At 69.8% G+C, this 14,361-nt stretch carries 15 protein-coding genes; 7 read left to right on the top strand and 8 right to left on the bottom strand.

Features of this window, described 5'->3' with window-relative positions:
• Positions 1-4: 4 nt before the first annotated feature.
• The 3 genes from ACFPUZ_RS10730 to ACFPUZ_RS10720 all read right to left on the bottom strand — a co-directional run bounded on the left by ACFPUZ_RS10730 (position 5) and on the right by ACFPUZ_RS10720 (position 2,777).
• Positions 5-544, bottom strand: coding sequence for a hypothetical protein (locus ACFPUZ_RS10730; protein ID WP_377001898.1), 540 nt, complete (start codon positions 542-544; stop codon positions 5-7).
• Positions 544-1,548, bottom strand: a complete 1,005-nt coding sequence (gene hemB / locus ACFPUZ_RS10725; protein ID WP_377001897.1) for a porphobilinogen synthase — start codon at positions 1,546-1,548, stop codon at positions 544-546. Before hemB ends, ACFPUZ_RS10730 begins: the two co-directional genes overlap by 1 nt.
• A gap of 89 nt (positions 1,549-1,637) precedes the next feature.
• Entirely contained in the window at positions 1,638-2,777 is a 1,140-nt protein-coding gene (locus ACFPUZ_RS10720; RefSeq protein WP_377001896.1) for an ROK family transcriptional regulator, read from the bottom strand.
• 223 nt (positions 2,778-3,000) lie between these two features.
• On the opposite strand from ACFPUZ_RS10720, the gene ACFPUZ_RS10715 reads away from it, so the two are divergent.
• The 5 genes from ACFPUZ_RS10715 to ACFPUZ_RS10695 are packed head-to-tail and all read left to right on the top strand — an operon-like array spanning position 3,001 to position 7,208.
• Positions 3,001-4,197, top strand: a complete 1,197-nt coding sequence (locus tag ACFPUZ_RS10715; protein WP_377001895.1) for an LLM class flavin-dependent oxidoreductase — start codon at positions 3,001-3,003, stop codon at positions 4,195-4,197.
• Between the two features lie 13 nt (positions 4,198-4,210).
• A complete protein-coding gene (locus tag ACFPUZ_RS10710) occupies positions 4,211-5,008 on the top strand; it encodes an ABC transporter permease (protein WP_377001894.1) in 798 nt (265 codons plus the stop codon).
• 8 nt (positions 5,009-5,016) lie between these two features.
• Entirely contained in the window at positions 5,017-5,760 is a 744-nt protein-coding gene (locus tag ACFPUZ_RS10705) for an ABC transporter ATP-binding protein (RefSeq protein WP_377001893.1), read from the top strand.
• A gap of 27 nt (positions 5,761-5,787) precedes the next feature.
• A complete protein-coding gene (locus ACFPUZ_RS10700) occupies positions 5,788-6,738 on the top strand; it encodes an ABC transporter substrate-binding protein (RefSeq protein WP_377001892.1) in 951 nt (316 codons plus the stop codon).
• Positions 6,735-7,208, top strand: a complete 474-nt coding sequence (locus ACFPUZ_RS10695) for a flavin reductase family protein (protein ID WP_377001891.1) — start codon at positions 6,735-6,737, stop codon at positions 7,206-7,208. The genes ACFPUZ_RS10700 and ACFPUZ_RS10695 overlap by 4 nt, the downstream gene beginning before the upstream one ends.
• On the opposite strand, the gene ACFPUZ_RS10690 is transcribed toward ACFPUZ_RS10695, so the two are convergent.
• The 5 genes from ACFPUZ_RS10690 to ACFPUZ_RS10670 all read right to left on the bottom strand — a co-directional run bounded on the left by ACFPUZ_RS10690 (position 7,205) and on the right by ACFPUZ_RS10670 (position 11,983).
• Positions 7,205-8,884 carry a uroporphyrinogen-III synthase gene (locus tag ACFPUZ_RS10690; protein WP_377001890.1) on the bottom strand — a complete coding sequence of 560 codons (1,680 nt, stop codon included), beginning with the start codon at positions 8,882-8,884 and terminating at the stop codon, positions 7,205-7,207. The genes ACFPUZ_RS10695 and ACFPUZ_RS10690 overlap by 4 nt on opposite strands.
• Positions 8,885-9,040: 156 nt before the next feature.
• On the bottom strand, positions 9,041-9,412 hold the full coding sequence (locus ACFPUZ_RS10685; RefSeq protein ID WP_377001889.1) for a hypothetical protein: 372 nt from the start codon (positions 9,410-9,412) through the stop codon (positions 9,041-9,043).
• A gap of 12 nt (positions 9,413-9,424) precedes the next feature.
• Positions 9,425-10,312 (bottom strand): hydroxymethylbilane synthase, encoded by an 888-nt coding sequence (gene hemC, locus ACFPUZ_RS10680; RefSeq protein ID WP_377001888.1) that lies wholly within the window; start codon positions 10,310-10,312, stop codon positions 9,425-9,427.
• Positions 10,313-10,328: 16 nt separating this feature from the next.
• On the bottom strand, positions 10,329-11,660 hold the full coding sequence (locus tag ACFPUZ_RS10675; protein WP_377001887.1) for a glutamyl-tRNA reductase: 1,332 nt from the start codon (positions 11,658-11,660) through the stop codon (positions 10,329-10,331).
• An 86-nt stretch (positions 11,661-11,746) separates the two neighbouring features.
• Positions 11,747-11,983: a glutaredoxin family protein gene (locus tag ACFPUZ_RS10670; RefSeq protein ID WP_377001886.1), complete on the bottom strand. Its 237-nt coding sequence runs from the start codon at positions 11,981-11,983 to the stop codon at positions 11,747-11,749.
• Positions 11,984-12,072: 89 nt separating this feature from the next.
• On the opposite strand from ACFPUZ_RS10670, the gene ACFPUZ_RS10665 reads away from it, so the two are divergent.
• Together ACFPUZ_RS10665 and ACFPUZ_RS10660 are read left to right on the top strand one after the other, a co-directional pair.
• Entirely contained in the window at positions 12,073-13,146 is a 1,074-nt protein-coding gene (locus tag ACFPUZ_RS10665; RefSeq protein ID WP_377001885.1) for an HAD-IB family hydrolase, read from the top strand.
• Between the two features lie 100 nt (positions 13,147-13,246).
• Positions 13,247-14,361: HNH endonuclease signature motif containing protein (locus ACFPUZ_RS10660; protein ID WP_377001884.1), on the top strand; the 1,115-nt coding region annotated here is incomplete at its 3' end.

Below are 14,361 nucleotides of genomic sequence, written 5' to 3'. Positions count from 1 at the left end.
CGGCTCACTTCCTTCGAGGGTCGATCCGTGCGCCGGAGGAGTCGATCTCCCCGGTCCACCTGAAGGTCTCCTCCCGGAAGGAGAAGACCAGGCCGAGCACGGCGGCCACACCCACGAGGATCTGGACACTGCCGTCCACCAGATACATTGCCACGGGGACGCGGGTCCCGCCCGGGGTGGCCGCGAACAGCATGAGAATACGGAACGCGAAATAGAAACCGAACACCAGCAGCATCCGCCGGGCCATGCCCGCGTACTTCGAGCGCCGGTGGATGAGCACGAGCATGAAGGCCAGCAGCCCCATGACGGCGATCCCGAATCCCCCGGCCGCCAGGATCGAGGCGATGACCGTGGCCCGCAGCGCGCCTTCGGAAATCTGCTCCGCCTGCTCGGCGCTCATCGTCTCCTTCGCCGCGGCGTAGAGCCCCGAGGGGTCCATGAGCCCGATGGTGATGCTGAGGATCTGGTGGAGGATCTCCCCGCCGACGGCCACCGCGAACAGCAGCAGCATGAGCCGGACGACCTCTGGTTTCTTCTCCGTCATCAGCGGTTGAGCACCCGGGCGGCGTCGGTGGCGAAGTAGGTGAGGATCTGGTTCGCCCCGGCGCGCTTGATGGAGGTCAGCGACTCCATCATGACGGCCTCGAGGTCGAGCCAGCCGTTCTGCGCGGCAGCCTGGAGCATCGCGTACTCGCCGGACACCTGGTACGCGGCGACCGGCACCGGGGAGAGCTGCGCCACGGCCGCCAGCACGTCGAGATAGGGCATAGCCGGCTTGACCATGATGAAGTCGGCGCCTTCCTCGATGTCCAGCTCCGCCTCGAGCAGGGATTCCCGCAGGTTGGCGGGGTCCTGCTGGTAGGTGCGGCGATCGCCCTGCAGCGAGGAACCGACGGCCTCCCGGAAGGGGCCGTAGAAGGCAGACGCGTACTTGGCGGAGTACGCCATGATGGACACGTCCTGGTGCCCCGCGGCGTCGAGCGCCGCGCGGATGGCCCGGATCTGGCCGTCCATCATCCCCGAGGGGCTGACGATGTGCGCCCCGGCGTCGGCCTGGGCGACGGCCATCGCCTGGTAGAGCTCCAGGGTGGCGTCATTATCGACGACCGCCCGTCCCCACCGGTCCTCCCGCACGACACCGCAGTGGCCGTGGTCGGTGAACTCGTCGAGGCAGGTGTCGGCCATGAGCAGCAGATCATCGCCGAACTCCTCCCGCATCGCGGCCAGCGCCCGGTTGAGCACGCCGTGCTCCTCGCCGGAGGCGGTGCCGTCGGCGTCCTTGTCCTCCTCGCGCGGGACCCCGAAGAGGTCGACGCAGCGCACCCCGGCCTCGAGCGCCTCGTGGGCGGCGCGCTTGAGGGAGTCGAGGGTGTGCTGGTGGACACCCGGCATGGAGGAGATCTCCCGGGGGGCGTCGATGCCGTCGGCGATGAACATCGGCAGGATGAGGTCCGCCGGCCGCAGCGTCGTCTCCGCGACGAGCTCGCGCATCGCCGGGCTGGTGCGCAGGCGGCGGGGGCGACGGAGGGGGGTGGGCTGGTCAGTCACAGCGGGGCCGGTCCTTCCGGAAAAGTGAGGTGATCGGTGTTCCCCGCCATCATAGGCGGGGGACGCGACACGACCGCACTGCACCGAGATCAGGCACCGACGTACTCCAGCGGATCCGACCAGAACGGGTGCAGCCCCGCCATCAGGGCGGCGTCGCGGGTGGCCTGCGGGGCGGCCAGGTTGATCTGCACCCGCCCCCATCCTCGGCGCAGCGTGGTGACCAGTCTCCGCAGACCGCTTCTGTCGAGGTGGAAGGCGTCTCCCGCCAGGACGAGCTTCTCCGGGTCGATGACTTCCAGGGACAACAGGATCGCCTGGGCGAGATGGTCGACCCGGGCGTCGAGAAGCTCGCGCACGCGCGGGTTCCGGGCCGCCTCCCGCACGAGGGAGGCGAAGTCCGGCACCCGGACGCCCCGGCGTTGCGCCGCCTGCACCAACGCGGCATTGCCCAGCGGATGCAGGCCGTCGGGGGCGGAGGGCAGGAGAAGACCCGGGGCCCGGCCGGAGTGGGCGCGGTGCACCGTCCCGTTGATGATCCACGCGTGGTTGACCACCTCGCGCGCATAGAAATACAGCGCCGAGGCCGGTTCCCCGTGACTGATCGGGCTCGCCGCCAGCTCTCTCCCGGCCATCGCGGACACCCCCGCCGTCACGGAGACGGGGCCGCCCAGGGCGTCACCGAGGAGTGGTCCGGGGTCCACCCCCTCCCACCCGTAGGCGGGGGACGTGACGCGACCGGCGTGGTCGACGTGCGCGGAAAACGCCACCCCCGCCGCCACCGGCGCCGGCAGCCCCCTCCCCACCGCCGCCATGCCCTGTGCCAGGCGCGCGATGGTCTGCTCCGGAGCGTGCCCGCTCACCGCCATGTCGACGTCCGCCTCGCGGATCACCCGGCCGGCACCGTCGGCCGCGAGCACCGTCGTGGAACGGGCACCGACGTGGGCACCCCAGATGACGACGTGGCGGGCGTCGATGTCCAGCGAGGTCTGGGGGCGCCCCACCCGGTCATCGGAACCCTGGGGGGCGGACTCCTCGACGAGGCCGGCGTCGATGAGGGAACGCACGTGACGCGTCACGCTCGGGGCAGAGAGTCCCAGCGTGTCCCGCAGGAGCACCCGGGTGGCGTGGGGCAGCGTGCGGATCTGGTGCAAGACGCGGGCCGTCGGGTGGGTCGGGTGCCCGAAACGGAGCGGGGCGCCCTGCTCCAGGAGGGCCGGGGAAAGGTGCATGAGGGAGAGAATAGACCTGGCTGTCTATTAGTTCCATACCGCCCAGTCAGGATTCGAGGTCCGTGCCCGGCACCCCCGCAATCGTGGCATTTCACACCCCTTTTATCCACCACCGAGGCAGCCCCCGCCGCGCGAATGGAAACCTCTCAAACCTCCCGGACCTTCCTTTCTGCATTAAACAAACTCTGGCCATCTAGACCGCACAGTCTGTTAACTTCTCGGCATGTCCACGACACTCACATTCCACTGGTTCCTGCCCACCTCCGGAGATTCCCGGGGCATCGTCGGAGGTGGCCACGGGGCCGCCGCCCGTTCCGGCGACCGCCCCATCGAACTCCCCTATCTCACCCAGCTCGCCCTGGCCGCCGAGCTCAACGGCTTCGAGTCTGTCCTCACTCCCACCGGCCAGTGGTGCGAGGACGCCTGGATCACCGACGCCGCGCTCATCGACGCCACCGAGCGTCTCAAATTCCTCGTCGCCCTCCGCCCCGGCCTGGTCTCTCCGACGCTGTCCGCCCAGATGGCCGCCACCTTCCAGCGCTACTCAGGTAACCGCCTGCTCATCAACGTCGTCACCGGCGGCGAGGACAACGAACAGCGGGCGTTCGGAGACCACCTGAACAAGGCACAGCGTTACGCGCGGTGCGGCGAGTTCCTCGACATCGTCACCCGCCTGTGGCGCGGGGAGACCGTCACCCACCGTGGCCAACACCTCAGCGTGGAGAACGCCTCCCTGACGCGAGTACCCGACGTCATCCCGCAGGTCCTCTTCGGCGGTTCCTCCGCCCCGGCCGGTGATGTCGCCGCCCGCTACGCCGATCTCTACCTCACGTGGGGCGAGCCACCAGCCCCGGTGCAGCAGAAGATCGACTGGATCAACTCCCTGGCCTCCACCCACGGCCGCACGCTCGGACACGGCATCCGCTTCCACGTCATCGCCCGCGACACCTCGGAGGAGGCCTGGGCGGCGGCCGGGAAACTCCTCCGGGGGATCTCCCCGGAGCAGGTCCGGCAGGCGCAGGCCGGGCTGCAGAGCTCCCAGTCGGAGGGCCAGCGCCGGATGGCCGCCCTGCACGGCAGGGGCAGCACCTTCCACGCAGGCACCGTCGCCCGCGACCTGGAGATCCACCCCAACGTGTGGGCCGGGGTGGGCCTCGTCCGCGGTGGCGCCGGCACCGCGCTCGTCGGCTCCTACGGCGAGGTGGCGGACCGGATCATCGAGTACTCCGGGCTGGGTCTGAGCGATTTCGTCCTCTCCGGCTACCCCGACCTGGAGGAGGCCTACCACTTCGGTGAGGGCGTCATCCCCCAACTGCTGCGCCGGGGCATCCGTGTGCGCAATCACGAGGACCCGCCCCGCCCGAGCACCGCACGCGTGCCTTTCGTCCCCGCCACCCCGCAACCGCAGCCCGTCAGCTAACAGAGGATCCCCCATGTCACTGCTCACCCGCCCCCGCACCACGCGCACTGCCCCATCAACCGGCAGCAACCACGTCCGCGTCCTGTCCCCGCTCTTCTTCCTTCTCGGCTGGGAGCTCCTCAGCCTCGCCGGGATCATCCCCGAACGCATCCTCCCCGCCCCCACCGCCATCCTCCGGGCCGGGTGGGAGGTGCTCTCCGACGGCAGCCTCCTCCAGGCGCTCGCCACGTCCTCGCAGCGGGTCCTGTTCGGCTTCGCGGTGGGCGCCCTGGCGGGGATCGGACTGGGGCTGCTCGTCGGCTTCTTCCGCCTCATCGATGAGGCCCTCGATCCCCTCCTGCAGGCGGCGCGCGCCCTGCCCCACCTCGGCCTGGTGCCCCTGTTCATCATCTGGTTCGGTATCGGGGAACTGCCGAAGGTGCTGCTCATCGCCCTCGGTGTCCTGTTCCCGCTGTACCTCAACACCGTCTCCGGGCTGCGCCAGGCGGACCCGAAACTCCTGGAGACCTCCCGCGTCCTGGGCTTCAGCCTCACCCGCCGCCTCCGCAGTGTGCTGCTCCCCAGCGCCGCCCCGGCCCTGTTCGTGGGACTGCGCCAGGCCTCGGCCTCCGCCTGGTTGACGCTCATCGTCGCGGAGCAGGTGAACGCCCGGGAAGGTCTGGGATTCCTCATCAACAACGCCCGGGACTTCTACCGCACCGACATCGTCATCGTCGGCCTCGTCATCTACGCCGTCCTCGGCCTGCTCAGTGATGCGCTCATCCGTCGCTGGGAGCGCCATGTCTTCCGTTACCGCTCCACCACCCTTTAGGAATCACCATGACCAACCTCATCACGCCCCTCCGCCCGTCCACCACGACGGTGGCTCGCGTCGACACGCTCCACAAGTCCTTCGGGCCGAAGAAGGTCCTCGCAGGCATCGACCTGCACATCCGGCGGGGAGAGATCGTCGCCCTCATCGGACGTTCCGGTTCCGGCAAATCCACCCTCCTGCAGATCCTCGCCGGGCTCCACGGCGACTCCGCCCACGTCCACGTGGCCGGCCACCCCGCGGTGGCCTTCCAGGAACCCCGCCTGTTTCCCTGGCTCACCGTCCTGGACAACGTCGTGGCCGGCCTCACCCGCGTGTCCCTGCCGCTCGCGGAGAAGCAGGCGCGGGCCCGAGAGCTGCTCGCGGAGGTTCACCTCTCGGACGCCGCCGAGCGGTGGCCCCACACCCTCAGCGGCGGGCAGGCCCAACGCGCCGCGCTCGCCCGGGCGCTCATCAGCGAGCCGCACCTGCTGCTTCTCGACGAACCCTTCGGGGCCCTCGACGCCCTCACCCGCCTCGACGCCCAGCGCCTCCTCCTGGAGACCGCGACCCAGCGTGATTTCGGGGTGCTGCTGGTCACCCACGACGTCTCCGAGGCCGTGACCCTCGCCGACCGGGTGATCCTGCTCGACGACGGCCACCTCACCCACGACATCCCCGTCGACCTGCCCCGCCCCCGCCTCACCGACGAACGCTTCATCGCCCTGACCACCCACCTGCTCGACCTGCTCGGCGTCACCCGCCCGGCCTGATCACCCCGACGACAAAGGACCCCCCTCATGATCTCCCCCCGCATTCTGGTTCCCCTCCTCCTCACCGGCGCCCTGGGCCTCGGCGCCTGCAGCTCCCCGAGCAACGCCGACGACCTCGGCTCGCTCACCCTGAACGTCGGCGATCAGATCGCCGGCACCGAGAAGGTTCTCGCCGCTGCTGGTGAGCTCGCGGACGTCCCCTATGACATTTCGTGGTCGGCATTCACCTCGGGCCCGCCCCAGATCGAGGCCCTCAATGCCGCACAGATCGACTTCGCGATCACCGGCAACACCCCACCGGTCCTCGGAGGGAACACGGACACCACCGTCATCACCGCCTACTCCAACCCGGCCGAGGGCGATGCCATCCTCCTGCGCCCGGATTCCGACATCACCTCCGTCGCCGAACTCGCCGGCCGCTCCGTGGCGGTGGCGCGCGGGTCGAGCGCCCACGGCCACCTCATCCTGCAGCTGGAAAAGGCGGGCGTCCTCGTCGAGGACGTGACCATCAATTACCTGCCCCCCTCCGACGGCAAGGCCGCCTTCGAGTCCGGACAGGTCGACGCCTGGGCCGTGTGGGACCCGTACACCGCCCTCGCCGAGCTCGACGGCGCCGTACCGCTCGTCACCGCGGCCGGAGTGTCCAACGGTTTCGGTTTCGGCGTCGCCAGCGACGCGGCACTGGAGGACCCGCTCACCTCCCGCGCCCTGGCCGACTTCACCGCCCGGGTCGAGCGCGCATACGCGTGGGCACGGGAGAACCCCTCCGCATGGGCGCAGGTCTACGCCACGGAGACCCGCGTCGACGTGGCCGCAGCCGAACTGAACAACCGCTCACTACGCACGCAGATCCCGTTGGACGAGCGCGTCGTGTCCTCCCAGAACGATCTCATCGGCGCCTTCCACCGCGCCGGGATCCTGCCCACCGGCTTCGACTTCGCCGACAAGATCGACACCCGTTTCGAGGAGAACCGATGAGCACCACACTGACACGCCCCCACCTGCGCCCCGTCCTGGCGCACGTCCCCACCCCCCTGGTGGCCGTCGCCGCGCTGGTGGATGGCCGCCCCACCGGCCTCGTCCTGGGATCCTTCGTCGGGCTCAGCCTCGACCCCCCGTTGATCGGCTTGTCCGTGCAGACCACCTCGAGCACGTGGCCACTGCTCCGCGACGCCCCGGAAGTGGGCATATCCGTACTCGGCAGCGCACACGCGGGCATCGCCCGCCAGCTGGGCGGGCCTGCCGCCGATCGTTTCACCGGGGTCGCCTGGTCGGCGCGGGGGCAGACCGTGCTTCTCGACGACGCCGTGGCCCACCTCCGCGCCCACCTCGTCGACGAGGTGCTCACCGGCGACCACGTCTTCGCAGTCCTGCAGGTCACGGAGGCCACAGCCGACGGAGCCGTGGATCCGCTGGTGTTCCACGGTTCGCGGGTACGCAGCCTCTAGGAGACTTCGCCCGTCTTGCGGCGGGTGCGGCGCTTCTTCCGCGGCGGCGGCAGCTGGCCGGCCGCCCGCAGGGTGGCCACGTGGTCGGCGAGGGCGTCAACCAGGTCAGGCACCTCGGCGATCTCGGGGACCACGTCGACGCGCAGCCCCATCTCCTTGGCCGTGGCCTCGGTCATGGGGCCGATGCAGGCGATGATGGTGCGGGGGTGCGGCTTGCCGGCGATGCCGACCAGGTTCTTCACCGTCGAGGAGGAGGTGAAGCACACGGCATCGAAACCGCCGGACTTGATCATCTCGCGGATCTCCGCGGAGGGCGGGGCGGCGCGGACGGTACGGTAGGCCACCACGTCGTCGACCTCCCAGCCGAGGTCGACGAGACCGTCGACAAGCACGTCGGTGGCGATGTCCGCCCGGGGCAGCAGCACGCGGCCGACCGGATCGAGCTCCTCGACGTACTCGGGGAAGACCTCCACCAGTCCGGCGGCGTTCTGCTGGGTCACGGCGGGCAGCAGCTCAGGCGTCATGCCGAGATCGCTGATGGCCTGCGCCGTCTTGGTGCCCACGGCGGCGAGGCGGACGCCGGCGAAGGAGCGGGCGTCGAGACCGAATTCGACGATCTTCTCCCACACGGCCTCGACCGCATTGACGGAGGTGAACACGACCCACTGGTAGCGGCCCTCGACGATGCCCTTGATGGCGCGTTCCATCTGGGCGGGGTTGCGCGGCGGCTCGACGGAGATCGTGGGCACGGCCTGCGGGATGGCGCCGTAGCCGGAGAGGCGGGCGCTCATCGACGCGGCCTGCTCCTTGGTGCGGGGCACGAGGACGCGCCAGCCGTAGAGCGGGCGGTTCTCCCACCAGGAGTACTTGGAGCGGTCGTCGACGCCCTTGCCCAGGGTGACGACGAGCTGGCCGGGCAGCTCGGCGTCGAGACGCCCCAGCGTGCCGAGGGTGACGTCGTGGGTCCGCTGCAGGCGGGTGGTGCCGTTGACGGTGACGGAGACGGGGGTGTCGGCGGCCATACCGCGCTCGCTGAGCTCGGCGGCGATGGTCACCAGGTCGGTCTCCGTGGCCTGCAGCACCAGCGGCTGCGGCGCGGAGGCCAGCTGCTCCCAGTCGACGTTGTTCTCCGTGACATCGGTCTCCGTGTACGTCGACCCGAGGGCGATGCCCGCGAACGACGGCACGGTCGACGGCAGGGACATGCCCGGAACGACCTGGAACTCCAGGCCGGCGGCGGCGACGGCGGCGATCTCCGCCATCGTCTGGTCCCGGGTCAGCGGGTTGCCGGTGACGAGGCGGATGACGTCCCCGCCCTCCTCGAGAGCCGCGGACAGCTGGGCCACCACGTCGTGTGCTTCCCCGGCCACCACGTCGCGGATGTCCGCGGCGGTGGGCGCCGGCGGGCGCGGCGGGCGGCGCCGGGCACCGGCGGCCTTGGCCTCGGCGCAGATGCGCTCGTACTCGGCCTCGGCGGCGTCGATACGCTCCTGAGGGACGGGCAGACCGGAGGCGACCACCTCGCGCACGCCGGTGAGCACGCCTGGGTCGGTCACGGCGATGGAGGTCGCGGCGAGTACCTCGCGGGCACGCACGGTCAGCAGGTCGGGGTTACCGGGGCCTGCGCCGACGAAGACGACCTTTCCCGGCTGGGAGGTCTGAGGGGCCATGCTCATACGGATCTTTTCTAGTGTGGGGGACGCTCACAACAGGACACCCGTGGCTCCGGCTAAGGGGGGCCGGACAACCACGGGGAAATGATGGTGTGGTATCCACACCTTAAGTGAGGAACCCCCGAATATGAAAACCTGCGTACCACGGGTACGCCCGCCTCAACCCACCACCCGGGCCAGTTCCGCCGCATACCGGTCGGCCTGCGGCGTGGAGATGATGATGCGGTTGACGGTGGCGGACTTGAGGTCGATGAGGATGCCCGGACCCGTGCCGTGGCACACGGCGAACGTCCGGGCCCCGGTGCCGTCGGTGGCGGTGAAGGTGCCCGTGTTGGTTACGCCCCGGATACGGGTGCCGGGCGCACGTTTGCGGGCGGGGACGGCGCTGGCCAGGCGGGCGGCGTCCTCGACGACGCGGACGTCGGTGATCACCCGGGTGGGGATGGTGAAATGGGAGCGCCGTGCGGCGATCTTCTCCCACCAGTCGAGGGTGACGGTGACCTGCCGGTCGGTGATCTTGAGTACAGCCATGGTCGAACCAGTCTACCGGTCGATGAGCGCGGCGGCACCCCGTCCGAGCAGATCGGCGGCGGCGGCCTCCCCGAGGGTGACCGGGTCGGTGCCGCTGCCCTCGTACATGAGCTGGGCGGAACCGTCGAGGGCGAAGACACCGGCGGTGAGGTGGATGGTGCCGTCCGCGTCGAGGGTGGCGTGGGAGGCGACCGGCGCGGTACAGCCGGCCTCGAGCCGGTTGAGTACGATGCGCTCGGTGGTGGCGCAGGTGTAGGCGTCCGGGTCGAGGAGCTGGTTGATGGCGGCCACCGCCGCCTCGTCGTCCGCGCGGCACTCGATGGCCAGCGCGCCCTGGGCCGGGGCCGGGAGGATGACCTCGGGGCCGAAGACCTGCGTGGCGCGGTCGCCCATGTCCACCCGGGAGAGGCCGGCGTAGGCGAGGACGACGGCATCCAGCTCGCCGTCGGTGACGAAGCCCATGCGGGTCTCGATGTTGCCGCGCAGCGGGCGGATGTCCAGGTCCGGGCGCAGCGCCTTGAGCTGGGAGATCCGGCGCGGGGCGGAGGTGCCCACGCGGGCGCCCTCCGGGAGGGTGTCCAGGGTGAGGCCGTCGCGGGCGATGAGGGCCTCGCGGGCGTCGGCACGCACGGGCACGACGAGGCGGAAACGCTCGTCGGGGGCGGTGGGCAGATCCTTGAAGGAGTGCACCGCGATGTCGCATTCGCCGGCCTCGAGGACCTCGCGCAGGCGCTGGGTGAACACGCCGACGCCGATGCGCTCGACCGGGGCCATGTTGACGTCACCCTCGGTGGTGACCAGGTGCAGTTCGGCCTCATGGCCCAGGGCGATGAGGGCGTCGCGCATGTGACCGGCCTGGGTGGTGGCCAGCTTCGAGCGGCGGGTACCGATCTTGAACATTCGGGATCTCCTTCGATCAGGTGGTGGTGAGCTTGCCCACGGGCAGGTTGGCGACGTCGACCGCCACCGCCGGGGCGTCGGTGACCAGGCCGAACAGCTCCTGGAGGGCCGATTCATAGGACACGACCCCGGATTCGGCGGCGAGCTTCTTCACCCGCACGGTCGGCTCGTGGAGCAGCTTGTCCACGACACGGCGCACCGTGCGCGCCACCTCCTCGAACTCCGGGTCGTCGATCCCGGGGGTGCGCCCCCGCAGGCGACTGAGTTCGCCGTCGATGAGCTCCGCCGCGTGCCGACGCAGCGCCGACACCGCCGGCACCACATCGCGCACCCGCTGCTCGGAGCTGTATTCGCGGAGCTGCTCGGCGACGATGGCCAGCGCCTCCTGATGGCCGGCGGCATGGTCACCGCGGCCGGAGATGGTCTGGTGGAGGCGCTCGATGTTGACCAGGTGCACCCCGTCGAGGCCGACGACGGCGTCGTCGATGTCGCGCGGCATGGACAGGTCGACGAGCATGAGGTCGCGGCGGCGCTCCGCGGGGATGTCGGCGGGCGTGATGGTGAACTCGTCGGCGCCGGTCGCCGACACCGCCAGGTCCACGTGGCTGAGCGTGGCCGCCCGGGACTCGAAGTCCACGACCTCGGCGGGCACCCCCGCCTCCCGCGAATGCTCGGCGAGACGCTCCGCGCGGCTGCGCGTCCGGTTCGAGATGATGAGCTTCTCGACGCCCAGTCGCCCCAGATGCGTCGCCGCCAGCGAGGCCATCGCCCCCGCCCCGAGGACGAGGGCCGTGCGGCCCTCCAGGGTGTCGGTGTGCAGGTGCTCGAGGGCCTCGTCGACGGCGACGGTGACCATGTTCGCCCCGGCGTCGTCGATGTCGGTCTCCGAATGGACGCGCTTGCCGGTCTGCAGTGCGGTCTGCGCCAGCTGGTGCAGCGCCGGGCCGACGGTCCCCTTCTCGGCGGCCTCCTGGTACGCGGTGCGCACCTGGCCGATGATCTGCTGCTCGCCGACCACCATGGAGTCCAGCCCGGAGGCGACGACCATCATGTGCTCGGCGGCGGCGTCGGCGTAGCGGACGTAGAGGTAGCCGCGGAGGGTGTCGATGTCGACATCGGAGATCTCGTGCAGCACCTCGACGACGTCCTGCACACCGGAGTGGAAGGAATTGGTCACCGAGTAGATCTCGAGACGGTTGCAGGTGGAGACGATCATCGCCTCGCTGAGGGAGGAACGCCCCACGAGGCGGGAGGTGGTGTCATTGCGGACCGTCTCGTCCATGCTCAGCCGCTCGAGCAACGCCACCGGCGCCGATCGGTGCGACATTCCCACGACGAGCACACTCACGTTTAAGTTCACCGCTTTCGGTTCCACGGACATCTGACTATGCCGCCCCGGGGCGGATCATACAAAAGGATACCCCCGGCAGGTGTTCAGGCCAACGCCGCCTCGAGTTCCGCATCGTCGACCTCCCAGCAGGCGAACTCCTCCCCGTCGATGACCACCACGGGCACCCGGTCCCCGAACTCCACGGCCAGGGCGCGGTCCTCATCGACGTTGCGCACCGCGAGGTCGAGTCCGGCCGCCGCCACCACGGGGGCGATCTGCTTCTCGACGCGCGCGCACGACCCGCATTCCGTACGGATCATCAGCTCCACCGTCACCGCCATGGTCCACAGTCTCCTTCGTCGGGGCCTACCATGGACACGATACCGCCCCACCCATCCACCGAAGTACACAGGAAGGCTCGGACAGCGACGTGAGCCCCTCCCCCCAGGACTCCCTCTTCCCCGGCACCCCCGGGGAGTTCCTCGCCAGCTGGAGCGCGACCCGCGGCAACCTCCGCCGTTTCCTGGAGGACCGGGCGCTGCCGCCCATCGACGAGGAGTCCCAGCGCACCGCCGGTGAGGCCGCCGCGGCCGCCGCCGTGCAGGAGACCTTCGGCATCGAGCTCGACGCCTTCTCCTCCGGCGTCGACTCCGTCTCCGGCTCCATCGAGGCCGCCGGCGGGATCCACATCTCCCTGCCCGATCCGGACATCCCGCAGGACGTCGGCGCCGCCGCCTTCTTCGACGTGGACAACACCCTCATCCAGGGATCCTCCCTCGTCGTCTTCGCCATGGGTCTGGCGCGCCGCAAGTACTTCCGCCTCTCCGAGATCCTCCCCATCGCCTGGAAGCAGATCAAGTTCCGGGTGACCGGCGCCGAGAACGCCGCCGACGTCGCCGAGGGACGCACCCAGGCGCTGGAGTTCATCAAGGGCAAGCGTGTCGACGAGCTGGTCGAACTGTGCGAGGACATCGTCGACTCCTCCATGATCGACAAGGCCTGGCCCGCCACCCGCGAGCTGGCCCGCATGCACCTCGCCGCCGGACACCAGGTGTGGCTGGTCTCCGCCACCCCCGTGCAGCTGGCGCAGATCCTGGCGAAGCGCTTCGGCTTCACCGGCGCCCTCGGCACCGTCGCGGAGGTCGAGGACGGCGTGTTCACCGGCCGCCTCGTCGGCGACATCCTCCACGGACCCGGCAAGAAGCACGCCGTGGCGGCCCTGGCGGCCATCGAGCAACTGGACCTGCAGCGCTGCACCGCCTACTCCGACTCCATCAACGACATCCCCATGCTTTCCATGGTCGGCACCGCCGTGGCCATCAACCCCGACTCCAAGCTGCGGAAGGAAGCCGCCCAGCGCGGCTGGCAGGTCCGCGACTACCGCTCCGTGCGCCGCGCCGTCCGCGCCTACGGCCTGCCCGCCCTCGTCACCGCGGCCGCCAGCCTGGGTTCCTGGCGGGTGTTCCGGAAAGGGAGGCCCCCGGAGGGTGCTGTCAACCGGTAGGGCGGCAGATATCGGGGTTTCTGTGGATAACGGGTAGTTGTCCACAGGCCGCGTTGCTTGCTTCTCGACGCCTGCGTGTTTCCGGTTTAGTGTCCGGGGCATGAACACCCTCGACGCGCTGGCAGCCCTTAGGGCAATGACCGTCCTGGAGGACCTTTCCTCCCAGGCGGTCACCCGCGCGCAGCTTGATGCCCTCGGGGTGAAGGATGCGTTGTTGTGGGAGAAGCTGGCGGCCACCTACTACGGGGCCACCAGGTACAAGAAACTCCAACAGGCCGCACGGGAGGCGGCCTCCGAGTTGTCGCTGGACGCGGTGATCGTCATCGAAAAACACCTCCGCTCCCTCCTCCGGGGTGCCTCGGTGACCGTGGAGGAACTCCGCGTGCAGCTCTGTGGTTTGCGCGGCACCGTCGCGGAGATCGACCGGGCCGCAGCCACGAAGGTCCGCGACCTCAACCGCACGGTCAAGGATGCCGCAGCGAAGGCCTACGGCAAACGCGCGTTGCGTGGGGGCAAGAACACCGACGGCCACGGCATGCGGACCTTCACCGTCACCCGCCCGGAACGCGAAATCGCCGCGATGCTGTCGCACCTCACCCCTACGGCTTCTGCGTTGCGGGCAGCGGATAAGGGACTGAGCCACGAGCAGGCCATGGCTGATGCCCTCTACACCCACATCATGGGCAGTACCTCTACGGCCGCCAACCAGCCCTTGGCCCCGCATGTCGTCATGGCCGTACCCGACTACGCCAAGGTGCTGCGCCGGGAGGGCGATGACACGGTCTTCGGGCTCACTGACGGCACCACCATCACCGGTGCGGAGCTGGTGGCCCATGAGATGGCCACCCACGGGTTCGTCGGTATCTACGACCCGGTAGAAGGCCCGGTGGATCTCTACCGGGACCAACGCAGCGCCACTTTCAAGCAGCGCATGCTGCTGGCTGCGGAGACGATCCTCTGCCCGGTGCCGGGGTGTACGACGGCGGCGGATTTCTGCCAGGTGCATCACCTGGAGGCCTGGAAGGAGGGAGGGGAGACCAACATCAAGAACATGTCGATGGCCTGCAAGGTACACAACGCGCGTAACGATGATGACCCCGACGCCCCTCCCCGCCACGGACGGCTCGAACGCCACCCCGGTGGGGTGTTGCATCACCCACCGGATGGTGGGCCACCGAGGGCCAACATCCACCCCATCCGGAAACTCTCCGCCAT

The sequence above is a fragment of the Corynebacterium nasicanis genome, from assembly GCF_042658165.1.
Taxonomy (GTDB): Bacteria; Actinomycetota; Actinomycetes; order Mycobacteriales; family Mycobacteriaceae; genus Corynebacterium; species Corynebacterium nasicanis.
The sequence above is the reverse complement of the archived record's forward strand: the minus strand, read 5'-3'. Positions and strand labels throughout refer to the sequence as shown.